This is a genomic window from Pseudomonas sp. Marseille-QA0332, assembly GCF_054950175.1.
On record NZ_CM143106.1, the window covers coordinates 3,647,015 to 3,666,458 of the forward strand.

A 19,444-nucleotide genomic window follows, 5' to 3' on the forward strand; every position below is an offset into this window, starting at 1 on the left:
GCGGTTACTCGCTCAAAGACGAACCTGTCCTTCGTAGACACGTACGGCAGGCCCGGTCATCAATACTGGCTTTCCGGGCCCGGCCCACTCGATGCTCAGGCGCCCGCCTGGCAGGTCGAGCGCGACCGGGGAGTCCATCCAGCCCTGGCTGATCGCGGCAACGGCCGCGGCACACGCACCGGTGCCGCAGGCTTGGGTTTCCCCGGCGCCGCGCTCCCACACCCGCAGGTTGCCATGGTGACGATCGACGACCTGCAGAAAGCCTGCGTTGACACGTTGTGGAAAGCGCGGGTGATGCTCGATCTTCGGACCGATCTCCTGCACCGGTGCGCTGCGTACGTCGTCCACGCGCAGCACGGCATGGGGATTGCCCATCGAGACGGCGGCGATATCGAACAGCTGGCCCTGCACCTCGAGTGGATAGCTCGCGGCCTGGGCCGGCGCCTGGAAGGGAATCTCGGCCGGGACCAGGCGCGGGGGGCCCATGTCGACGCAGACCTGGCCATCATTGCGCACCTCCAGGACGATGATGCCGCCCTTGGTCTCGACCCGGATGCGCTTCTTGGCGGTCAGTCGCTTGTCCAGCACGAAGCGGGCGAAGCAGCGTGCGCCATTGCCGCACTGTTCGACTTCCGAGCCATCGGCGTTGAAGATCCGATAGCGGAAGTCGACATCGGGATTGCTCGGCGCCTCGACGATCAGCAGCTGGTCGAAGCCCACGCCAGTATGGCGGTCGCCCCATTGCCTGGCGTGCTTGGGCTGGATGTGCGCGTGCTGGCTGACCAGGTCGAGCACCATGAAGTCGTTGCCCAGGCCATGCATCTTGGTGAAACGCAGCAGCATGGGGTCACTCCGGCAAGAGGCTTTCGCCAGCGTACAACTCGGCCACGGTTTCCCGGCGACGCACTTCGTGGGCCTGGTCACCATCGACCAGCACCTCGGCGCAGCGACCGCGGGTGTTGTAGTTGGAGCTCATGACGAAACCATAGGCGCCCGCCGACTCGATGGCCAGCAGGTCACCCTCGGCCAGGTCGAGCACGCGCGCCTTGGCGAGGAAGTCGCCGGTCTCGCAGATCGGCCCGACCAGATCGTAGGGCCGTCCCTCGCCACCGCGCGGCCTGACCGCGCTGACACCCATCCAGGCCTGGTACAGGGCCGGGCGGATCAGGTCGTTCATGGCCGCGTCGACGATGGCGAAGTCCTTGTGCTCGGTATGCTTGAGGTACTCGACGCGAGTCAGCAGCACGCCGGCATTGGCCACGATGTAGCGGCCCGGCTCGAAGACCAGCGCCAGGTCGCGGTCGCCCACGCGCTCGCGGATGGCCTTGACATAGTCGGCTACCTGCGGAGGCTCTTCGTCGCGATAACGTACGCCAATGCCGCCGCCCAGGTCCAGGTGACGCAGGTGGATGCCGCACTCGGCCAGGCGGTCGACCAGCAACAGCAGGCGGTCCAGCGCATCGAGGAAGGGTTCGAGGGTGGTCAGCTGCGAACCGATGTGGCAGTCGACACCGATCACCTCCAGGTTTGGCAGCTGGGCGGCGCGCACGTAGAGCGCCTCGGCATCGTCGATGGCGATGCCGAACTTGTTTTCCTTGAGGCCCGTGGAGATGTACGGATGAGTCCCAGCGTCGACGTCCGGATTGACGCGCAGCGAGACCGGCGCGCGCAGACCCAGCTCGGCGGCGACCTGTTGCAAGCGCTCCAGCTCGTCGGCGGACTCCACGTTGAAGCAATGGACCCCCACTTCCAGCGCGCGGCGCATGTCCTCGCGGGTCTTGCCGACTCCGGAGAAGACCACTCGGTCGGCACGCCCGCCAGCGGCCAGGACACGCTCCAGCTCGCCGCCGGAAACGATGTCGAAGCCTGCGCCAAGGCGCGCCAGCAGGTTCAGCACGCCCAGGTTGGAGTTGGCCTTGACCGCGAAGCACACCAGGTGCGAGGTCCCTTGCAGGGCTTGGGTGTAGCTGCGGTAGCGAGCCTCGATATGGGCGCGCGAGTAGACGTAGGTGGGCGTGCCGAAGCGTGCGGCGATGGTCGACAGCGCCACGTCTTCCGCGAACAGCTCGCCGTCGCGGTAGTTGAAAGCGTCCATTGGGGTCCCTTACTGGTGCTGATGCGAGTGCTGGTGCGAGGCGGAGTGATCTTGGCCTTCCTTGCCTTCGTCAGGCAGGTACAGCGGGCCTTTCTGCCCACAGGCCGATACGAGGCAGGCAACAGCGACCAGCGCCGCGAGGGAGGAAATCAGGCGCTTCATTGGCGAAATCCTTCGAAATATGCAGTATTGGGCCCGAGTATACCGAGCGGTCGCCTGCTTGCCTATTCAGCGACCGGCCCGCCTGGCGGGCAAGGGCTGTGGTGGCGCCTGGCGGACGTTATCCTTTGCATTCGTGCCCCGGCGCTCGTATCTTGCCCGGCTTGCATCTGTGCAACCATCTTCGAGGTCCTTGCAATGAGTTTGACTGAAGCGCGCTTCCACGATCTGGTCGATGCCACCCAACAGGCCCTTGAGGACTTGTTCGACGAAAGCGGCCTGGACCTGGACATGGAGAATTCCGCCGGGGTGCTGACCGTCAAGTTCGACAACGGCAGCCAGTTGATCTTCAGCCGTCAGGAGCCGTTGCGCCAGTTGTGGCTGGCCGATCGCTCCGGTGGCTTCCACTTCGACTACGACGAAGAAAGCGGCAAATGGGTCTGCGAGAAGAGCGAGGAACTGCTCGGCGAGATGCTCGAGCGAATCGTCTGGGAGCGGGCCGGCGAAAAGCTGGACTTCGACGAGATCTGAAATGAACAGCCAAGCCCAAGCGCCCAAGCCGCTCTACAGCAATGTCAGCCCGGCCGTGCCGTCGCCTTGCGTGGGCGTCTGCCGCCTGGACAGCAAACGCGTCTGCAGCGGTTGCCATCGCCCGGTGGAGCATATTCGTGAATGGCGCTCGGCCGATGACGAGCGCAGGCGCCAGATCTGCCGCGAGGCGGTGGCCCGGCGCGCGCAGGCCGAACTGCGCTGACGCTGGGGCTTGAGTATTCGCCCGGCTGTGGTAGGGTCGGGCTCACTCGGCTCTGCCGAACAAGTCGCTGACCCCGCTCCGGGGCGTGGCGCTGTTTCTTCGAATCGTCGTCGACCCACGCAGTCGCGGCGGCTCATCCAGGCAGCGCTGCACTCTGGTGCGGGGTCTTGCTTTATCTGCATGTGAACAAGGAGTCCGGCCGCATCATGAGCACCCGTCCCTCGCTGATCCTCAACCGTCTGGATGTGCAACGTCTCGAGCGCCTGCTCGATGATCTTGCGCAAGACAGCCCCGGCGCGCTTGCCCTGCAGGACGAGCTGGACCGTGCCGAGCAGATCGTGGCCCATGACCAGGTGCCCGCCGGCGTGGTGACCATGAACTCGCGCGTGCATTGCCGCGAGGAGTCCAGCGGCAAGGATTACCACCTGACTCTGGTCTATCCGAAGGATGCCGGCCGTGAAGGCAATGTATCGATCCTGGCGCCGATCGGCTGTGCCTTGCTCGGCCTGTCGGTGGGTGACCAGATCGACTGGCCGGCGCCAGGCGGAAAGACCCTCAAGCTCACGCTGCTGGCGGTGGAGTACCAACCCGAGGCCGATGGCAACTACGACCTTTGAGGTGCACGTGTAGACCGGTCATTCGGGCCGGGGCGTGGCCAGCCGCACCAGCCGTTCATAGTTGTGCTCCAGTTCATCGAGCAGCAGTCTGTGTCGCGCGTTGGTCCGTGCAGCGTCAGGTTGGCCTGGTCCATCGAGCTCGACCAGATGCTCGCCCGGCCAACCCCATTCTTCGATCAGCCTGCCCAGCAGCAAGGATTGCCAGTTGTCTTGCGCCAGGCCGGCTCGACCACTCAGGCGCCGGCCTGTCTTGAGGTAGAGACTACGCCTGGCCTGCTCCAGACGACGGTCATCGCCGCTTTCCAACAGGTACCGCTCGATGCGTCGGTAGATCATCAGGTACGGATCTAGCCGGTCGATGTCGGGCGGGCCGGCGAAGACTGCCCGCTTGAAGTCCAGGCTCAGGTAGCGCACGTGCGGATGCTCGGTGGCGTAGACCTCGACGAGCAGCAGCTTGAGCAGGGACTTGTAGGGAGAGTCGAGGCCCTTGCGCAACTGGCAGCGCGCGGCCTCGACGAGCTTTCCCGGCGCTGGCTCGGCGAGGTGACCCAGGTCGAGATGATCGTCGGCCTGGATCAGTTGCCTGGACAGCAAGGCCTGCGTGTAAGCGTGGTAGTCGCGTTCGCGCTCGGCCGGCACCAGCCACCACAACGGCGTGCGGCCTGCCAGCCATATGGCCGTGCGGTAGAACTCGTCGAGCAGCAGGCACTGCCGGGCGCTGTCGCTGTTGTCGATGGCCGGTCCGTCCGTGCCTGCCGCCTGGGCGAAGCGGCGTGACTCGATCAGGAACAGGTGAGCCTCGGCTCCCTGGCTCGCTGCCCAGGCTTCGAGCAGCCGGCACTTGCTGGTCAGGTCGGCCAGGTCGTGCTTCGCCAGGTCCGGGGCATGGCAGATCCACAGGTCCATGTCGCTCTGTTCGGCCTGGGCCAGGGTGCCAAGGCTGCCCATCAGGTAGAGGCCATGGATGGGTCGGGCCGGGTCGCTCGTCCAGCTTTCGCAATCAGGCGATCCGCCCAGGCGGGCCGCGGCGTCGAGCAGCGGCGCGCCGGGTTCGAATCCCGCCACGCCGGCCGCGGTGGTGGCTGATACGTAGCCGGGCAGCGCGGGGTGATTGACGTGGAGCAGCAACGGCAGCAAGGTCAGGACCTGTCGCCGGCGCGCCGACAGGCCCTTCAGCGCACGTGCCAGGCGACGTTCGTTGAGCTGCAGGAAGCGAGCACGTAATTCGGCCAGGACCTCGCGATCGATGCCTTGGTCCGGATCGAGACAGATTTCGGTGGGGTGGGTCATCGCGTATTCAGGTGGAGCGGGACAGCGCAGTTTACCTGAGTACAAGGCTTGGATAAGTGGCTAATGGATTATTGGCGCCATTTTACCGACTGGCGGCCCGCTGACGAGGCCGCGTGAAGCGACCTCGGGTAGCGGCCTGTTCGAGACGACCGGGTCAGGCTGTCTCTACCTTGGCCAGGATGGTGAGCAGTTGTTGCGCGTGTTCGGCGGCATCGTGACCCAGGCTGGTCAGGTAGCCGCCGTCCGGCTGGGTGGTCAGCTGCTTGTCGTGCAGGCGGGTGGCGGCGGCGATCAGCGCGGGCGAGGCATTGCTGTGGACCTTGATGCCTTCCTGGCTACTGTCCAGGTTGAACAGGGCGAGGACTTCCAGTTCGGCGATCAGCTCAGGTGTGAATGACATGGCGACTCCTGACTTCAGGGAACGACGGGGCACCGTTGCCGATGCCGAAGTCAGAAGTGTAGTCAGCCTTTTCAGGCGTTGCCCTGGTCCGCTTCGGGGGGCAGCTCCGGAAGCGCGCGTAGAGCACTCTCATACCACTGCTCATCGAACGGACGTTCCTGGCCCAGCATGGTCTCGATCTCGATCGCCAGCACATGGGCCATCAGGTTGAGGATATCTTCGCGGGCGTAGCCGACCAGGCTCAGCTTGTTGTAGGTGGCCCTGGCGGCGGGTGGTTGGCCGCTTTCGATCTGGTTCTCGATGGCCTCGGTCAGGGTCGCCTCGACAAAGGCTTCTTCTTCGTTGTCGTAGTCGACATCGTTGGACTCGCTCATGGCTTGCTCCTGTGGATGATGGTTTCGGTTTGCCACGGCTGTGCGGGCACTGCCCAAGCATCGACAGCATCACGGCGCTGGCCAGAAAAGCCCCGCGCGGTCTATAACTGCCCAGCCATTTCCCTTACGGCCTGGAGGCTGTCCCATGCTCAAGCTTCACGGATTTCCCGTCAGCAACTATTACAACATGGTCAAGCTGGCACTGCTGGAAAAAGGCGTGCCTTTCGAGGAAGTCCTGTTCTTCCCCGAACAGACGCCCCAGGCGCTGGCGGTCAGCCCTCGAGGCAAGGTGCCGGTGCTGGAAACCGAACATGGCTATCTCAGCGAGACCAGCGTGATCCTCGACTACATCGAGCGCAGCGAGGGCGGTGGCAAGGCATTGCTGCCCCAGGACCCGTTCGCCCAGGCCAAGGTGCACGAGCTGATGAAGCAGATCGAACTGTACATCGAACTGCCCGCGCGTACCTGCTACGCAGAAGCCTTCTTTGGCCAGGCGGTCGAGCCGCTGGTCAAGGAAAAGGCCCGCGCCGACCTGCTGGCCGGATTCGCCACGCTCAAGCGCAACGGGCGTTTCGCACCCTTCGTCGGCGGCGAGCAGATGACCTTGGCGGACGTGATGTTCTGCTTCTCGGTGGACCTTGCCGCGGCGGTCGGCAAGCAGGTGTTGAACCTGGACCTGCTGGCCGACTTCCCGCAGGCCAGCGCATTGCTCGAGCAACTGCGCAAGGGTCCGAACATGGCCAGGATCACCGCCGACAAGGAGGCGCTGATGCCAGCCTTCCTGGAAAAGATGCGCGCCAGGCGCTGAAGCGTCGTTCGCTGCCGAGCCGTTCGCGCGCCTGGACTACCAATGGCCAGGCGCGCGAACGGCATGGAATGCGCTTCAGCGCGAGGCCAGCAGCGCCTTGCCGCGAGCGACGGCGGCGCGGACCTGATCCGGTGCCGTTCCGCCGATGTGGTTGCGGGCGTTGACCGAACCTTCGAGGGTCAGCACGGCGAAGACGTCCTGCTCGATCTGGTCGCTGAACTGGCGCAGTTCTTCCAGGCTCATCTCGGCCAGGTCCTTGCCGGTTTCGACGCCATGGCGCACCGCGTGGCCGACGATCTCGTGGCAATCGCGGAAGGGCAGGCCGCGGCGTACCAGGTAGTCGGCCAGGTCGGTGGCGGTGGAGAAACCACGCAGGGCCGCCTCGCGCATGACTGCATGGCGCGGCTTGATCGCAGGCACCATGTCGGCGAAGGCACGCAGGGAGTCACGCAAGGTGTCGGCCGCGTCGAACAGCGGTTCCTTGTCTTCCTGGTTGTCCTTGTTGTAGGCCAGCGGCTGGCCCTTCATCAGGGTCAGCAACCCGGTCAGGGCGCCGAACACCCGTCCACTCTTGCCACGCACCAGTTCAGGCACGTCCGGGTTCTTCTTCTGCGGCATGATCGAGCTGCCGGTGCAGAAACGATCGGGCAGGTCGATGAACTGGAACTGGGCGCTGGTCCATAGCACCAGCTCCTCGGAAAAGCGCGACAGATGCATCATCGCCAGGCTGGCCGCGGCGCAGAATTCGATGGCGAAATCCCGGTCCGAGACACCGTCCAGGGAATTGCCCGCCACGGCCTCGAAGCCGAGCAGCTTGCAGGTCAGCTGGCGGTCGATCGGGTAGGTGGTTCCGGCCAGGGCGGCGCTGCCCAGTGGCATGCGGTTGGTACGACGACGGCAGTCGACCAGGCGCTCGTGGTCACGCGAGAGCATTTCGAACCACGCCAGCAGGTGATGACCGAAGGTGACCGGCTGGGCAGTCTGCAGGTGGGTGAAGCCAGGCATGATGGTTTCGGCCTCGCGCTCGGCCAGTTCCAGCAGCCCCTTCTGCAGCCGGGTGATCTCGGCGAGGATCAGGTCGATCTCGTCGCGCAGCCACAGGCGGATGTCGGTCGCCACCTGGTCGTTGCGGCTGCGGCCGGTATGCAGCTTCTTGCCGGTGATGCCGAGGCGCTCGGTCAGGCGTGCCTCGATGTTCATGTGCACGTCTTCCAGGTCGACGCGCCAGTCGAACTTGCCCGCCTCGATCTCTTCCTGGATGGTTCGCAGGCCGTCGACGATGCTGTCGCGTTCGGCCTCGTCGAGTACGCCGACCTGCGCCAGCATGGTGGCGTGGGCAATCGAACCCATGATGTCGTGGCGATACAGGCGCTTGTCGAAGTCGACCGAAGCGGTGAAGCGGGCGACGAAGGCGTCGACGGGCTCACTGAAACGGCCGCCCCAGGACTGGTTGGTCTTGTCGGTGCTCATGATTCACTCGTAGCTGGCGTGATCTGGAAAACTTGGCGCCGATCATAGCAGGGTTGCACTGCTGGCCGCAGGGCAACGGGCAAGAGAATGCCCGCCAGCGACGCAGGCTGTCGGAACAGCGGCCATCTACGATTGAACGGCAGTGTTCCACGGACCGTCTACAGTTGGACAGAGGGGTCGGCAGGCTGCCGGCCCAATGAATCTTTGGCCATCGCGTTGGTCTGAGCGTGGACCGTGGTGTCGATCCTTTGTACACCGACATGCCAGCCAGTCGCGAGACTCATTCAGGAATCCAGCGCAATATGAATGTCCTGATCGTTGATGACGAATCCCAATCCCGTGAGCGCCTGAGCCGCCTGCTCGGCGAACTGGAGGGGTATACCGTGCTGGAGCCTGGCGCCACCAGCGGCGAGGAAGCCCTGGCCCTGATCGATAGCCTCAAGCCCGATGTCGTCCTGCTGGACATCGCGATGCCAGGCCTCGATGGGCTGCAGGTCGCGGCCCGGCTGTGCGAACGCGAGGCCCCGCCTGCCGTGGTGTTCTGCATGGAGGACGATGAAACCTCCCGCCAGGTGTTCCGCGGCAGTACCCTCAGCCATGTCACCAAGCCCGTGCAGGCGCAGGCGCTGCGCGAAGCCTTGCGCAAGGCCGAGCGGCCGAACCGGACTCAACTGGCCGCATTGACCCGGCCAGCCAACGAGAGCGGTGCCGGACCACGCAGTCACATCAGTGCCCGCACCCGCAAGGGCATCGAGCTGATCCCGCTGGGGCAGGTGATCTATTTCATCGCCGACCACAAATACGTGACCCTGCGCCATGACGGGGGCGAAGTACTCCTGGACGAACCGCTCAAGGCACTGGAGGACGAGTTCGACGGACGCTTCGTGCGCATTCATCGCAATGCCCTGGTCGCGCTGGAGCGTATCGAGCGTCTGCAACGCACGCCGCTCGGGCATTTCCAGCTGTTCCTCAGGGGCCTCGAGGGTGATGCCCTGACGGTGAGCCGTCGGCATGTGGCCGGCCTGCGCAAGATCATGCAGGCGCTGTAGGCGCGCGAGCGGCCGTCGAGCCTGGCCAGGGACGGCGCAGATGAGCCAGCGCTGCTAGTTCCCTGGGCGGAGCTGTTATCATCGGCGGTATTTCTCTCGTTCGGGGCGCTCCATGTCCACTCGCGAAATCCGTATCGCCACTCGCAAAAGTGCCTTGGCCCTCTGGCAGGCCGAGCATGTAAAGTCCCGCCTCGAGGCGGCTCATCCAGGGCTCGTGGTATCGCTGGTGCCCATGGTCAGCCGCGGCGACAAGCTGCTCGACTCGCCGTTGTCGAAGATCGGCGGCAAGGGTCTGTTCGTCAAGGAACTGGAAACCGCGCTGCTCGAGCATGAAGCGGACATTGCCGTGCATTCCATGAAGGACGTGCCGATGGATTTTCCCGAGGGGCTGGGCCTGTATTGCATCTGCGAACGGGAAGACCCGCGCGATGCGTTCGTTTCCAACCGCTTCGCCAGCCTGGCCGAGCTGCCACCTGGGAGCATCGTCGGAACCTCCAGCCTGCGTCGCCAGACCCAGCTGCTGGCCATGCGGCCCGATCTGCAGGTCCGCTTCCTGCGGGGCAACGTCAACACCCGCCTGGCCAAGCTCGATGCCGGCGACTATGACGCGATCATCCTCGCTGCCGCCGGCCTGATCCGGCTTGGTTTCCAGGCACGCATCACCTCCAGCCTCGACATCCAGCACAGCCTGCCGGCAGGTGGCCAGGGTGCGGTGGGCATCGAATGCCGCAGCGCCGACAGCCATATCCAGGCGCTGCTGGCCCCCTTGCATCACCTGGACACGGCCGATTGCGTGGTGGCCGAGCGTGCGCTCAACAAGCGCCTGAACGGCGGTTGCCAGGTGCCGATCGCCAGCTACGCGGTACTGGAGGGCGACGAGCTGTGGTTGCGCGCCCTGGTCGGCCAGCCCAATGGTGGTCTGATTCTGGCCGCCGAGGCGCGCGGGCCGAGGGCCAGCGCGCAAGCGCTGGGGGTCGAGGTGGCCGAGAACCTGCTGGCGCAAGGCGCCGATGAAATCCTCCGGGTCGTCTACGGCGAGGCCGGTCACTCGTGAACAGCTGGCGCCTGCTGCTGACCAGGCCGGCGCAGGAGTGCGCCGCGCAAGCCCAGGCGCTGGCCGGGGCCGGCATCTTCAGCCGCAGCCTGCCATTGCTGGCGATCGAGCCGCTGGCTGCCAACCAGGTGCATGCCGATACCCTGCATGGCCTGGATCGCTACCAGGCGATCATCGTCGTCAGCAAGCCGGCCGCGCGCTTGTTGACCGAGCGATTGGCCACGCTGGGCCTGGCGCTGCCGACCACGGCCTGGTTCAGCGTAGGCGCCGGCACGGCGCAAGTGCTCGAGGCGCATGGGGTGACGGTGCACTTTCCACCTGCCGGGGACGACAGCGAAGCCCTGCTGGGCCTGGCGGCGCTGCGCCAATCGATCGGCGCAGCTTCGTCGCGGGTGTTGATCGTGCGCGGCGAAGGAGGTCGTGAACTGCTGGCCGAGCGTCTTGCAGAGCAAGGTGCTAGTGTCGAATATCTGGAACTGTATCGCCGCCGGTTGCCTGACTATCCAGCTGGTACCCTGGCGCGGCTGATCGACGGGGAACGCCTCAATGGCCTGGTGGTCAGCAGTGGGCAAGGCCTCGAGCACTTGCAATACCTGGCGGGCGGCGACTGGCCGCGCCTTTCGCAGTTTCCGCTCTTCGTGCCCAGCCCACGAGTCGCGGCCCGAGCGCGCGAGGCGGGTGCCCATAACGTTGTGGATTGCCGCGGTGCCAGTACCGCGGCCTTGATGGCAGCCGTGCAGCGCAGCGCTGTACCTGCCTCTTAGGCGCCAAGCGCTCGTGCGACGCGCCCCAATGCAAAGGATGGATACGTGAGCGAAACTGTCTTGTCCAACAATGAACGGCAATCGGTGCCCGAGACACCGGAAACCAGACCTGGCCCGCAGCCGCGACGCGCTGGCAACGGGCTGGCGGTGCTCGCCCTGCTGCTCGGCGCGGTAGGCGCCGCGGCAGGCGGCTGGGGGGTGTGGCAGGTACGCCAGCTGCAGGGCAGCGAGCAAGGCCAGGGCCAGCACCTGCAGGCGCTGAGCGAGCGCACCGAGACCCTGCAGCAGCGCGAGCAGCAGATCACCTCGCAACTGGCCAGCCTGCCGGCAGCCAGCGAGCTGGAAGACCGTCGGCGCCTGGTCGCGCAGTTGCAGGGCGACCAGCAACGTCTCAGCCAGCGCCTGGAGACGGTCCTGGGCGCCAGCCGCAAGGACTGGCGCCTGGCCGAGGCCGAGCACTTGTTGCGCCTGGCTACCCTGCGTCTGTCGGCGCTGCAGGACATCGATAGCGCGCGGGCGCTGGTCGAAGGGGCCGACGAGATCCTTCGCGAGCAGAGCGATCCGGCTGCCTTCGCCGCTCGCGAGCAACTGGCCCGCAGCCTGGCCACGCTCAACAGTACCCGCCAGCCAGATCGTACCGGGCTGTTCCTCAAGCTTGCCGCGCAGCGTGAGCTGGCGCAGCAGCTCAGCGCGCAGTCGCCGGACTTCGACAGCGGCGCCGATGCCATGGGCGCCCTGACTTCCGATGGCGACGGCGCCAGCCGTTGGTCGCAGTGGTGGTCCGAGATCGCCAAGTATTTCCAGATCGATTTCAGCGCCGATGACAACGTCCGGCCGCTGCTGGCAGGACAATCGCTCAACCAGTTGCGCCTGGCCCTGAGCCTGACCATCGAGCAGGCCCAGTGGGCGGCGCTGAATGGCCAGGCCAAGGTCTACGCCCAGGCGCTGGATGATGCGCGCAGCGTCCTGCTGGCCAACTTCAATGCCGACAACCCGCAAAGCCAGGCCATGCTCGATAGCCTCAACCGTCTGGCCGAGGAACCGGTCGCGGTCGAAGTCCCGGACCTGGCCGAGAGCCTCGCGGCGGTACAGGCCTACATCGCGCGACGTCATCTGCCGGCGGAAAGCGAGGGGGCCAAGCCATGAAGCGCGTCTACCTGCTGGCGGTCATCGCCATCGTCGTGGCCGCGGCGCTGGGTATCGCCATCGCCAAGCACAGCGGCTACGTGCTGATCGCCTATGGCGGCTTCCGCTACCAGTCCGGCCTGTGGGCAGCGCTTGGCCTGCTGCTGGCGGTCGTGCTGCTGGCCCTGCTGGTGCGCTACCTGGTCGGCCTGGTGCTGGTCTCCAGCGGTGTCGTCAATCCATGGTCACGGCGCAACCGCAGCCGTCGCACTCGACTGGCCATCGAGCAGGGCCAGCTGGACCTGGCCGAAGGCCGCTGGGCCAGTGCCCAGCGCCACTTGCAGCGCGCCGCCGAAGCCGAGCGCCAGCCGCTGCTCTTCTACCTGGGCGCGGCCCGCGCGGCCAACGAACTCGGCCGCCGCGAAGACAGCGACAGCCTGCTCGAGCGGGCGCTGGAGCGCCAGCCCCAGGCTGAACTGGGCATCGCCCTGGCTCATGCCCAATTGCAGATGGATCGGGGCGACAACGAACAGGCCCTGGAAACCTTGCAGGCCATGCAGGCCCGCTACCCAGGCAACACCCAGGTCCTGCGGCTGTTGCAACGCCTGCACGTGAGCCGAGGCGACTGGCCGTCGCTGATTCACCTGCTCCCGGAGTTGCGCAAGCACAAGGTACTGTCAGCCAGTGAACTCGCCGAACTGGAACAGCGGGCCTGGGGGCAGAACCTGACCTTGGCGTCGACCCGCGGTACCGATACCCAGGCGGCTCGGCAATCGCTCGAAGCAGCCTGGCAGGCGCTTGGCTCGGCGCAGCGCCAGGAACCGCAACTGCTGCTGGCCTATGCCGAACAGTTACGCCAGATGGATGCCCAGACCGACGCCGAGCAGGTGCTGCGCACGGCGCTCAAGCGGCAGTACGAAAGCCATCTGGCGCGACTCTACGGACTGGTGCGTGGCGAGGATCCGGCGCGGCAGTTGCAGTTCGCCGAGGGCTTGCTCAAGGAACATGCAGACGATCCCGGCCTGCTGCTCACGCTAGGTCGCTTGTGCCTGCGCAATCAGCTCTGGGGCAAGGCTCGCGACTACTTGGAAAGCAGCCTGCGCGTGCAGCGCAACCCGGAAACCTGCGCCGAGCTGGCCCGCCTGCTCGCCAGCCTCGGCGAAACCAGGCGCAGCAACCAACTGTTCGAGGAAGGGCTGGGGCTTCTGGACGAGCGCCTGCTGACGCTTCCACTGCCCGAAAAGATCCAGGCCTGAGAGGCTCGCGAGCCCGCGTGCAGGCGCGGGTTCGCCTGGCTTGGGAAGCATTTCTTCCTGCGTGCCGAGACGCTTCGGCACCGTTTGGGAAAATTCTTACTTAAATTAAGTAATTTTCCCTACTAATCAGCGATTTATCTGCACTGTAGCGCCTTGAAACAAACAGCGTCTTTCATCTAACGTTCCTCGGTCCCCCAGTCATTCCAGGACTTGATAAATGTCGCTGGCCCGCTTGCGTTCACTTTACTTCCCGGCATTTCTGGCTGCGCTGTCGATGCTGATCGCCAGCTTCTACCTTGAATCCAACACCGGCCTGCCTTGCAACCTGTGCCATTCACAGCGGGTGCTGCTCGGTGGCTATGCCTTGGCATGCCTGTGCATGGCGATCCAGGCGCCTGGCCGCAAGGGCGCGCACGGCTACGCCGGCCTGGCCCTGCTCTTCGCTGGCAGCGGAGCGGCGCTGGCCGCGCGGCAGGTCTGGCTGCACGGCGCGGCGGGTGAGCTGGGGTTGCCTTGCGAGCAGGCTGCCAGCGCAGGCGGGCTGTCCGGGCTGGTCCAATCGCTCAAGGCGCTGGTGCTCGAAGGGCCGGAATGCGTTTCGACGAGCTGGAGCTTTCTCGATCTGACCCTGCCTGAATGGAGCCTGCTGGCTTTCCTGCTGCTGGCCTTGCTGCCCTTGTCACGCCTGCTTGCCGATCTGTCGATACGCTTGGGGCGCTCCGCTCTGGAATGACCTGCGCCACGGCGCAGAGGCGCTGTTCGACCAGTGGCAGCCTGCCGAGCCATCAAACGCTTGTATGAACATTCTCCCCTGCGTACCTTGAAGGGCAGCATGGGCGGGAATACTCTGCCCTGCACGCATACTGAAACCACAACTGCTCGATGCCGTCCTGCTGACCCCACCTGGTCGCGGCGCGCTGGCGCCATCAGGTGCAGCGGCATTACCCAGAAGGAAGATATCGTCATGCTCGATAGTTGTCAGAATGCCCAGGAGCGCTGGGGCGGGGTACACAAGCTGATCGACCGTTGGCTGGCAGAGCGCCAGGAACTGGTCGAGGCATACAGCGCCTTGCGCGACACCAAGCCGGCGTTCGCCGACAAGGCGCATAACGGAAGCTTCTGCGAGATTCTCGTCGACTATGTCTCGGCCTGGCACTTCGAGGTCTGCGAGCAACTGGTCAGCGAAGCCAAGGCCTTCGGCGACCAGGGCGCCCTGGGCGTGGCCGAGCAGCTCAACCCACGCATCGATGACATTACCCAGATCGCGCTGGCCTTCAACGACAACTGTGAAAAGGGCGAATGCACCGACGCCGAGCGCTTCGCCCGAAAGCTTGCCGAGCTTGGCAGCCTGCTGGACGAGCGCTTCGAACTGGAGGATTGCCTGATCGAAGTGCTGCATAACGCGCACCGGCAGGAAGACGCCGTCCAGGCCTGACAGTCGCGGTCAGTCGTCGATGGCGAGCAGTTCGACCTCGAATACAAGAGGCGTATAGGGCGCGATGAGGTCTCCGGCGCCCTCGGCCCCGTATGCCAGCGCCGATGGGATCACCAGTCGCCACTTCGCTCCGCTCTTCATCCGTGGCAAGGCGATTCGCCACCCGGCGATCACCGCGTCGAGCCTGAACCATTGCGGCTGCTGGTTCTGGTCGAATACCGTGCCATCTGGCAGCCGGCCCGTATAGCGCACCTGTACTCGTCCGCCAGCGGTGGGTTGCGCGCCGTTGCCGGGCACCAGTTCGCTGTACAGTACGCCCTGCTCGAGCTCGTGCATGCCAGGGCGCGCCCGCTCGTCAGCCATGAATGTCGCTTCGCTGGCTTCGAGTTGCCGGCTCCGTGCCAGTTCGCCAACCGCCGCGGCCTGTTCTTCGTGCTGCTGGAGAAGCGCCTCGATCTGTGCGGCCTCGAGCTTGAGGGGTTGCCCCTGGTAAGCCTGGCGCAAACCCTCCACTAGCGAATCCAGTGGCAGACCCGGCATTTCCTGGCGTAACCGCTGGCCGAGGCTGGCGCCTACGCTGTAGGCCAGCTCCTGCTCCTGGGACACCGTCGGTTCAGGCGCGGCCAGGCTCGATGAAGCGACCAGGACAAGACTGATGGCAAGGTAACGGAACACACGCGACTCCCGCGATGATCAGATGGAGACAGGCTCGTCCGGACGTCGGACACGTTTGGCCTGTCGTGATGTCAGGTTGCCTTGGCAGTGACTGCGGCGGCAGCCTAGTATGAACGCATCTTGTCAGCCAGGAGGTCGACCATGTCGGCGAAGAAGAAACCCGTCAGTACGCCTTTGCATCTGCTTCAGCAACTTTCAGGTAGCTTGCTCGACCATCTTGAGCAAGCCTGCTCCCAGGCGCTCACGGATGCGGAAAAACTGCTGGCCAAGCTGGAAAAGCAACGCGGCAAGGCACAGGAAAAGCTTCATGACTCGCGCCTGAAGCTGCAGGATGCCGCCGCTGCTGGCAAATCCAAGGCGCAAGGCAAGGCCAAGCGTGCCATCGATGAACTCGAAGAACTGCTCGACTCGCTCAAGTCCCGGCAGACCGATACCCGCCACTATATCCAGGGTCTCAAGCGCGATGTCGAGGACAGTCTGAAGATTGCCCAGGGCGTGGGCAAGGTGCGCGAGGCCGCCGCCCAGGCGCTGGAGCAGCGAGAGCGCGACCTTGATGCGCAGGCTCAGGGTCCAGCCAGGCGTGCCACCAGGAAGGCGCCTGCCACTAGGACCGGCGCTGCCGCATCGGCTGCCCAAGAGGCCCAGCCCAGGACCCGCAAGACGCCAACCGCGAGGACTGCTGCCAAGGCGGCTGGGCCTGGCGTCGAGCCGGCGCCAGCCAAAGGGGCGCGCAAGGCTGCGCCCGCGAGTGCCTCGGCAAGCAGGAAAACCACCAGCGCAGCGTCCGCGCCGAGCGGCGCGGGCATCCGGGCCAGCCGTGCCAGGGGCGCTTCGACCAACGTCCCCGCGGCCAGGTCCGGCGCCGCGAGCAGCAGCGACCGGCCGGCGGCCGGCGGATCGATGTCTGGCAAGCGCAAGCCCCAGGCCCCACGCAAGCCAACCGTCTCGAAAGGGGCGCAGCGTTCGGTGGGCAACGGCTCCGCGACGCCCCTGGCAGAGTCCGCGACACCGGCGCCAGTCGCGGATGCGGACGTTTCCAAATCGGTTGCCGACAGTTCGGCTCAGTCGTCGTCTAACGGCTGATCGCGCATTTGCCTGGCCATGTCGCGCAGCCTGTGCAGCGCTGCGTGGCCACGCGCCCGGTCCGCGGCGAGCCAGGCCAGCCAGTCGCCTGCAGGCGCTTGTGGGGCCGACGGCCAGGCCGTCGCCAGCGCTTGCAGCCTGTGCAACTGGATACGTTCGGCTTGCAGTTCGAGGGCCTTGACCTGTTCGCGCAAGCCAGCCAGTTGCGCGTCCTGGCTTGCAGCCTCGCGCCAGCTCGAACGTATCGCGCGCAGTTTCTCCACCACGTCGTGCTGCCAGGCCCGCGTGATCTCGCGCAAGGCCTGCGCGCGCACGGCATCGGGCATGACCTGACGCGCCTGCAGCCAGGTGCCGCACAGCAGCAGGCAGACATCGCAGCCCAGGGCCTGCAATTCGAGACAGGCCATTTCGACGCCTGGCCGGGCATACAAGGCCACTGCATGATTCCAAAGGTCGGTGTGCATCGTTCGACTCGCGCCAGTGATCGTGGAAGCTGGTAGACTCCGCGACCATCATGATCAGACTATCCAACCTCACTTTACAGCGTGGTCCGCAGCGCTTGCTAGAAGGCGCCGAGATGACCTTGCACGCCGGTCACAAGGCCGGCCTGATCGGCGCCAACGGTGCCGGCAAATCCAGCCTGTTCGCCCTGCTGCGCGGCGAGTTGTCGCCGGACGGCGGGGATTGTCGCATTCCGGCCGACTGGCGCATCGCGCACATGCGCCAGGAAGTCGACACCCTCGACCGGCTGGCCGTGGACTATGTGCTGGACGGCGATGGTCGCCTGCGCCAGGTCCAGGCCGAGCTGGCCGTCGCCGAGACGGCCCAGGACGGTACCGCGCTGGCCCGCTTGCACAGCGAGCTGGAAAGCGCCGATGGCTACACCGCGGACGCTCGCGCACGCAAGCTGCTGGCCGGCCTGGGCTTTGCCAGCGAGCAGATGGACCGTCGGGTCGGGGACTTTTCCGGTGGCTGGCGGATGCGCCTGAACCTGGCGCAGGCGCTGATGTGCCCCTCCGACCTGCTGCTGCTCGACGAGCCGACCAACCACCTGGACCTCGATGCGATCCTCTGGCTGGAGGACTGGCTCAAGGGTTATCCGGGCACTTTGCTGCTGATCTCCCACGATCGCGATTTCCTCGATGCGGTGGTCGATCACGTGGTCCATGTGGAACAGCGCAAGCTCAATCTCTATCGAGGCGGCTATACCGCCTTCGAGCGCACGCGCGCCGAGCGTCTGGCGCAGCAGCAACAGGCCTACGAGAAGCAGCAGGCCCGTCGCGCGCACATGGAAAAGTACATTGCCCGCTTCCGTGCCCAGGCCACCAAGGCGCGCCAGGCGCAGAGCCGGATCAAGGCGCTGGAACGCATGGAAGAACTGTCGGCGGCGCATGTGGACTCGCCATTCGACTTCAGCTTCCGCGAGTCCGAAAGGATCTCCAGCCCCTTGCTGGACCTGGCCGAGGGCCGTCTCGGCTATGGTGACAAGGTGGTCCTAGAAAAGGTCAAGCTGCAGCTGGTGCCTGGTGCGCGCATCGGCCTGCTCGGCCCCAACGGCGCGGGCAAGTCGACCTTGATCAAGAACCTGGCCGGGGAACTCCAGCCGCTGGGCGGGCGCCTGCTGCGTGGCGAAAACCTCGCCGTGGGCTATTTCGCCCAGCATCAGCTCGACTCCCTCGACGACAAGGCCAGCCCGCTACTGCACCTGCAGCGTCTGGCGCCTGCCGAGCGCGAACAGACCCTGCGCGACTTCCTCGGTGGCTTCGACTTCCGTGGCGACCGTGTCGACGAACCGGTGGTGAATTTCTCCGGTGGCGAGAAGGCCCGCCTGGCCCTGGCGCTGATCGCCTGGGAGCGCCCGAACCTGCTGCTGCTCGACGAACCGACCAACCACCTGGACCTGGAAATGCGCCTGGCGCTGACCATGGCCTTGCAGGAGTTTTCCGGCGCGGTGGTGGTGGTTTCCCACGATCGTCATCTGCTCAAGAGCACCACGGACGATTTCCTGCTGGTGGCCGATGGCAAGGTCGAGGCGTTCGACGGTGACCTGGACGACTACAGTCGCTGGCTGATCGAGTATCGACAGCGCAACGCGCCGGTCGCCAATGCCTCGGGCAATCCGGACAAGACCGACAAGAAGGCCCAGCGCCAGGCTGCCGCGGCGCTTCGCCAGCAATTGGCGCCGCACAAGCGCGCCGCCGAGAAGCTCGAAGGTGAACTTGGCCAGGTGCACAAGCAATTGGGTGAAATAGAGTCCGCGCTGGGTGACAGCGGGCTTTACGAAGCCGCTCGCAAGGACCAGCTGCGCGAGCTGCTGGCTCGCCAGAGCGCCCTCAAGCAGCGCGAAGGCGAGCTGGAAGAGGCCTGGATGGAGGCCCTGGAGCTTCTCGAGAGCCTGCAGGCCGAGCTGGAGGCGCTGTCCTGATGGAAGCGTTGCATGCCTTGCTGCCCGGCTTGTGGATGGAGCCGTTCTGGCTGGGTGTGCAGATCCTCCTGATCCTGGTGGCCGCTTTCGTCCTGCAACGCTTCGTCGGGCGCTGCCTGAGCCGCCTGGGCGAGCGCTATCCACTGCCGCCGGAACTGCTGCTGCCCGTGCGTGGCGGCCTGCGCTGGCTGATCATGGGCAGTGCCGTACTGTTCGTGCTCGAACGCCTCGGGGTTTCCGCCACCGTGCTCTGGACCGCGCTTTCCGGGTTCGTCGCGGTCGCCGCCGTGGCTTTCTTCGCGATGTGGAGCGTATTGTCCAACCTGCTCTGCGCGGTACTGATCTTCACCGTGGGGCCCTTCCGTATCGGCGATGTGGTCGAACTGGTGGAAACCCTCGACAAGCCGGGCGTGAAAGGGCGGGTGATCGCGATCAACCTGCTGTTCACCACCTTGATCGAAACGCCCGAGGCGGGTGGCGCGCTGGTGCAGATACCCAATAGCCAGTTCTTCCAGAAGTCCGTTCGTCGTTGGCGTGGCGCCGAAACCCATGCCCTGACCAGGGACGCCGCGGTTCCTGGGGATTGATCGATCGCTGGCGAGCGCCGATGC

23 protein-coding genes are annotated in these 19,444 nt (G+C 65.5%); 14 read left to right on the forward strand and 9 right to left on the reverse strand.

The features are described 5' to 3' along the window. Positions 1 to 12: 12 nt before the first annotated feature. Genes dapF through lptM form a run of 3 tightly spaced genes read right to left on the reverse strand, consistent with a single transcriptional unit; the run spans position 13 to position 2,257 of the window. Complete coding sequence (gene dapF, locus ACY8GK_RS16815; protein WP_196175102.1) at positions 13 to 843, reverse strand: diaminopimelate epimerase; 831 nt, start codon at positions 841 to 843, stop codon at positions 13 to 15. 4 nt (positions 844 to 847) lie between these two features. Continuing rightward, complete coding sequence (gene lysA, locus ACY8GK_RS16820; protein ID WP_462401669.1) at positions 848 to 2,095, reverse strand: diaminopimelate decarboxylase; 1,248 nt, start codon at positions 2,093 to 2,095, stop codon at positions 848 to 850. A 9-nt stretch (positions 2,096 to 2,104) separates the two neighbouring features. Next, a complete protein-coding gene (gene lptM / locus ACY8GK_RS16825) occupies positions 2,105 to 2,257 on the reverse strand; it encodes an LPS translocon maturation chaperone LptM (RefSeq protein ID WP_196175097.1) in 153 nt (50 codons plus the stop codon). A 195-nt stretch (positions 2,258 to 2,452) separates the two neighbouring features. On the opposite strand from lptM, the gene cyaY reads away from it, so the two are divergent. The 3 genes from cyaY (at position 2,453) to rnk (ending at position 3,625) form a co-directional block, all read left to right on the forward strand. Then, on the forward strand, positions 2,453 to 2,785 hold the full coding sequence (gene cyaY / locus ACY8GK_RS16830; RefSeq protein WP_196175095.1) for an iron donor protein CyaY: 333 nt from the start codon (positions 2,453 to 2,455) through the stop codon (positions 2,783 to 2,785). Position 2,786: 1 nt separating this feature from the next. After that, positions 2,787 to 3,008: a DUF1289 domain-containing protein gene (locus tag ACY8GK_RS16835; protein ID WP_462401670.1), complete on the forward strand. Its 222-nt coding sequence runs from the start codon at positions 2,787 to 2,789 to the stop codon at positions 3,006 to 3,008. Between the two features lie 206 nt (positions 3,009 to 3,214). After that, positions 3,215 to 3,625 carry a nucleoside diphosphate kinase regulator gene (rnk, locus tag ACY8GK_RS16840; protein ID WP_196175091.1) on the forward strand — a complete coding sequence of 137 codons (411 nt, stop codon included), beginning with the start codon at positions 3,215 to 3,217 and terminating at the stop codon, positions 3,623 to 3,625. An 18-nt stretch (positions 3,626 to 3,643) separates the two neighbouring features. Here the strand turns inward: rnk and ACY8GK_RS16845 are convergent, their stop codons facing one another. The 3 genes from ACY8GK_RS16845 to ACY8GK_RS16855 form a co-directional block, all read right to left on the reverse strand. After that, positions 3,644 to 4,915, reverse strand: a complete 1,272-nt coding sequence (locus ACY8GK_RS16845) for a class I adenylate cyclase (protein ID WP_462401671.1) — start codon at positions 4,913 to 4,915, stop codon at positions 3,644 to 3,646. A 154-nt stretch (positions 4,916 to 5,069) separates the two neighbouring features. Then, positions 5,070 to 5,315, reverse strand: a complete 246-nt coding sequence (locus ACY8GK_RS16850; protein WP_196175087.1) for a TIGR02647 family protein — start codon at positions 5,313 to 5,315, stop codon at positions 5,070 to 5,072. Between the two features lie 71 nt (positions 5,316 to 5,386). Further along, entirely contained in the window at positions 5,387 to 5,689 is a 303-nt protein-coding gene (locus tag ACY8GK_RS16855) for a hypothetical protein (protein WP_196175085.1), read from the reverse strand. Between the two features lie 145 nt (positions 5,690 to 5,834). Here ACY8GK_RS16855 and ACY8GK_RS16860 point away from each other — a divergent pair, with 145 nt between their 5' ends. Next, the gene (locus tag ACY8GK_RS16860) at positions 5,835 to 6,497 is read left to right on the forward strand and encodes a glutathione S-transferase family protein (RefSeq protein ID WP_196175083.1); all 663 of its coding nucleotides are present in this window, start codon (positions 5,835 to 5,837) and stop codon (positions 6,495 to 6,497) included. A 75-nt stretch (positions 6,498 to 6,572) separates the two neighbouring features. On the opposite strand, the gene argH is transcribed toward ACY8GK_RS16860, so the two are convergent. Continuing rightward, entirely contained in the window at positions 6,573 to 7,967 is a 1,395-nt protein-coding gene (gene argH, locus ACY8GK_RS16865) for an argininosuccinate lyase (protein WP_196175081.1), read from the reverse strand. Positions 7,968 to 8,269: 302 nt separating this feature from the next. Between argH and ACY8GK_RS16870 the strand changes: the two genes are divergently transcribed. The 7 genes from ACY8GK_RS16870 (at position 8,270) to rsd (ending at position 14,650) form a co-directional block, all read left to right on the forward strand. Further along, positions 8,270 to 9,016, forward strand: a complete 747-nt coding sequence (locus ACY8GK_RS16870; RefSeq protein WP_196175079.1) for a LytR/AlgR family response regulator transcription factor — start codon at positions 8,270 to 8,272, stop codon at positions 9,014 to 9,016. Between the two features lie 112 nt (positions 9,017 to 9,128). Continuing rightward, positions 9,129 to 10,070 carry a hydroxymethylbilane synthase gene (gene hemC, locus ACY8GK_RS16875; RefSeq protein ID WP_196175077.1) on the forward strand — a complete coding sequence of 314 codons (942 nt, stop codon included), beginning with the start codon at positions 9,129 to 9,131 and terminating at the stop codon, positions 10,068 to 10,070. Further along, the gene (locus tag ACY8GK_RS16880; RefSeq protein ID WP_462401672.1) at positions 10,067 to 10,834 is read left to right on the forward strand and encodes a uroporphyrinogen-III synthase; all 768 of its coding nucleotides are present in this window, start codon (positions 10,067 to 10,069) and stop codon (positions 10,832 to 10,834) included. The genes hemC and ACY8GK_RS16880 overlap by 4 nt, the downstream gene beginning before the upstream one ends. Before the next feature lie 45 nt (positions 10,835 to 10,879). Further along, complete coding sequence (locus ACY8GK_RS16885) at positions 10,880 to 11,980, forward strand: uroporphyrinogen-III C-methyltransferase (RefSeq protein WP_462401673.1); 1,101 nt, start codon at positions 10,880 to 10,882, stop codon at positions 11,978 to 11,980. After that, on the forward strand, positions 11,977 to 13,215 hold the full coding sequence (locus ACY8GK_RS16890) for a heme biosynthesis HemY N-terminal domain-containing protein (protein WP_462401674.1): 1,239 nt from the start codon (positions 11,977 to 11,979) through the stop codon (positions 13,213 to 13,215). The genes ACY8GK_RS16885 and ACY8GK_RS16890 overlap by 4 nt, the downstream gene beginning before the upstream one ends. Before the next feature lie 217 nt (positions 13,216 to 13,432). Then, complete coding sequence (locus tag ACY8GK_RS16895; RefSeq protein ID WP_196175073.1) at positions 13,433 to 13,948, forward strand: disulfide bond formation protein B; 516 nt, start codon at positions 13,433 to 13,435, stop codon at positions 13,946 to 13,948. Between the two features lie 231 nt (positions 13,949 to 14,179). Continuing rightward, complete coding sequence (gene rsd / locus ACY8GK_RS16900) at positions 14,180 to 14,650, forward strand: sigma D regulator (RefSeq protein ID WP_196175071.1); 471 nt, start codon at positions 14,180 to 14,182, stop codon at positions 14,648 to 14,650. Between the two features lie 9 nt (positions 14,651 to 14,659). Here rsd and ACY8GK_RS16905 read toward each other — a convergent pair whose 3' ends face one another. Continuing rightward, on the reverse strand, positions 14,660 to 15,325 hold the full coding sequence (locus tag ACY8GK_RS16905; RefSeq protein ID WP_462401675.1) for an FKBP-type peptidyl-prolyl cis-trans isomerase: 666 nt from the start codon (positions 15,323 to 15,325) through the stop codon (positions 14,660 to 14,662). A gap of 141 nt (positions 15,326 to 15,466) precedes the next feature. Here ACY8GK_RS16905 and ACY8GK_RS16910 point away from each other — a divergent pair, with 141 nt between their 5' ends. Then, positions 15,467 to 16,408 carry an AlgP family protein gene (locus tag ACY8GK_RS16910; protein ID WP_196175067.1) on the forward strand — a complete coding sequence of 314 codons (942 nt, stop codon included), beginning with the start codon at positions 15,467 to 15,469 and terminating at the stop codon, positions 16,406 to 16,408. Here ACY8GK_RS16910 and ACY8GK_RS16915 read toward each other — a convergent pair. Further along, complete coding sequence (locus tag ACY8GK_RS16915) at positions 16,387 to 16,872, reverse strand: TIGR02444 family protein (RefSeq protein WP_196175064.1); 486 nt, start codon at positions 16,870 to 16,872, stop codon at positions 16,387 to 16,389. The genes ACY8GK_RS16910 and ACY8GK_RS16915 overlap by 22 nt on opposite strands. Before the next feature lie 50 nt (positions 16,873 to 16,922). Here ACY8GK_RS16915 and ACY8GK_RS16920 point away from each other — a divergent pair, with 50 nt between their 5' ends. Both ACY8GK_RS16920 and ACY8GK_RS16925 read left to right on the forward strand, forming a co-directional pair. Continuing rightward, a complete protein-coding gene (locus tag ACY8GK_RS16920; RefSeq protein WP_462401676.1) occupies positions 16,923 to 18,833 on the forward strand; it encodes an ATP-binding cassette domain-containing protein in 1,911 nt (636 codons plus the stop codon). Next, complete coding sequence (locus tag ACY8GK_RS16925; RefSeq protein WP_196175061.1) at positions 18,833 to 19,420, forward strand: mechanosensitive ion channel family protein; 588 nt, start codon at positions 18,833 to 18,835, stop codon at positions 19,418 to 19,420. The genes ACY8GK_RS16920 and ACY8GK_RS16925 overlap by 1 nt, the downstream gene beginning before the upstream one ends. Positions 19,421 to 19,444 lie beyond the last annotated feature (24 nt).

Coding starts and splice junctions, on each gene's coding strand:
- ACY8GK_RS16925 (WP_196175061.1), top strand. CDS start 18,833: ATGGAAGCGTTGCATGCCTTGCTGCCCGGCTTGTGGATGGAGCCGTTC.
- ACY8GK_RS16910 (WP_196175067.1), top strand. CDS start 15,467: ATGTCGGCGAAGAAGAAACCCGTCAGTACGCCTTTGCATCTGCTTCAG.
- dapF (WP_196175102.1), bottom strand. CDS start 843: ATGCTGCTGCGTTTCACCAAGATGCATGGCCTGGGCAACGACTTCATG.
- ACY8GK_RS16895 (WP_196175073.1), top strand. CDS start 13,433: ATGTCGCTGGCCCGCTTGCGTTCACTTTACTTCCCGGCATTTCTGGCT.
- ACY8GK_RS16850 (WP_196175087.1), bottom strand. CDS start 5,315: ATGTCATTCACACCTGAGCTGATCGCCGAACTGGAAGTCCTCGCCCTG.
- hemC (WP_196175077.1), top strand. CDS start 9,129: ATGTCCACTCGCGAAATCCGTATCGCCACTCGCAAAAGTGCCTTGGCC.
- ACY8GK_RS16835 (WP_462401670.1), top strand. CDS start 2,787: ATGAACAGCCAAGCCCAAGCGCCCAAGCCGCTCTACAGCAATGTCAGC.
- ACY8GK_RS16920 (WP_462401676.1), top strand. CDS start 16,923: ATGATCAGACTATCCAACCTCACTTTACAGCGTGGTCCGCAGCGCTTG.
- ACY8GK_RS16845 (WP_462401671.1), bottom strand. CDS start 4,915: ATGACCCACCCCACCGAAATCTGTCTCGATCCGGACCAAGGCATCGAT.
- ACY8GK_RS16870 (WP_196175079.1), top strand. CDS start 8,270: ATGAATGTCCTGATCGTTGATGACGAATCCCAATCCCGTGAGCGCCTG.
- lysA (WP_462401669.1), bottom strand. CDS start 2,095: ATGGACGCTTTCAACTACCGCGACGGCGAGCTGTTCGCGGAAGACGTG.
- ACY8GK_RS16855 (WP_196175085.1), bottom strand. CDS start 5,689: ATGAGCGAGTCCAACGATGTCGACTACGACAACGAAGAAGAAGCCTTT.
- argH (WP_196175081.1), bottom strand. CDS start 7,967: ATGAGCACCGACAAGACCAACCAGTCCTGGGGCGGCCGTTTCAGTGAG.
- ACY8GK_RS16915 (WP_196175064.1), bottom strand. CDS start 16,872: ATGCACACCGACCTTTGGAATCATGCAGTGGCCTTGTATGCCCGGCCA.
- rsd (WP_196175071.1), top strand. CDS start 14,180: ATGCTCGATAGTTGTCAGAATGCCCAGGAGCGCTGGGGCGGGGTACAC.
- cyaY (WP_196175095.1), top strand. CDS start 2,453: ATGAGTTTGACTGAAGCGCGCTTCCACGATCTGGTCGATGCCACCCAA.
- lptM (WP_196175097.1), bottom strand. CDS start 2,257: ATGAAGCGCCTGATTTCCTCCCTCGCGGCGCTGGTCGCTGTTGCCTGC.
- ACY8GK_RS16890 (WP_462401674.1), top strand. CDS start 11,977: ATGAAGCGCGTCTACCTGCTGGCGGTCATCGCCATCGTCGTGGCCGCG.
- ACY8GK_RS16860 (WP_196175083.1), top strand. CDS start 5,835: ATGCTCAAGCTTCACGGATTTCCCGTCAGCAACTATTACAACATGGTC.
- rnk (WP_196175091.1), top strand. CDS start 3,215: ATGAGCACCCGTCCCTCGCTGATCCTCAACCGTCTGGATGTGCAACGT.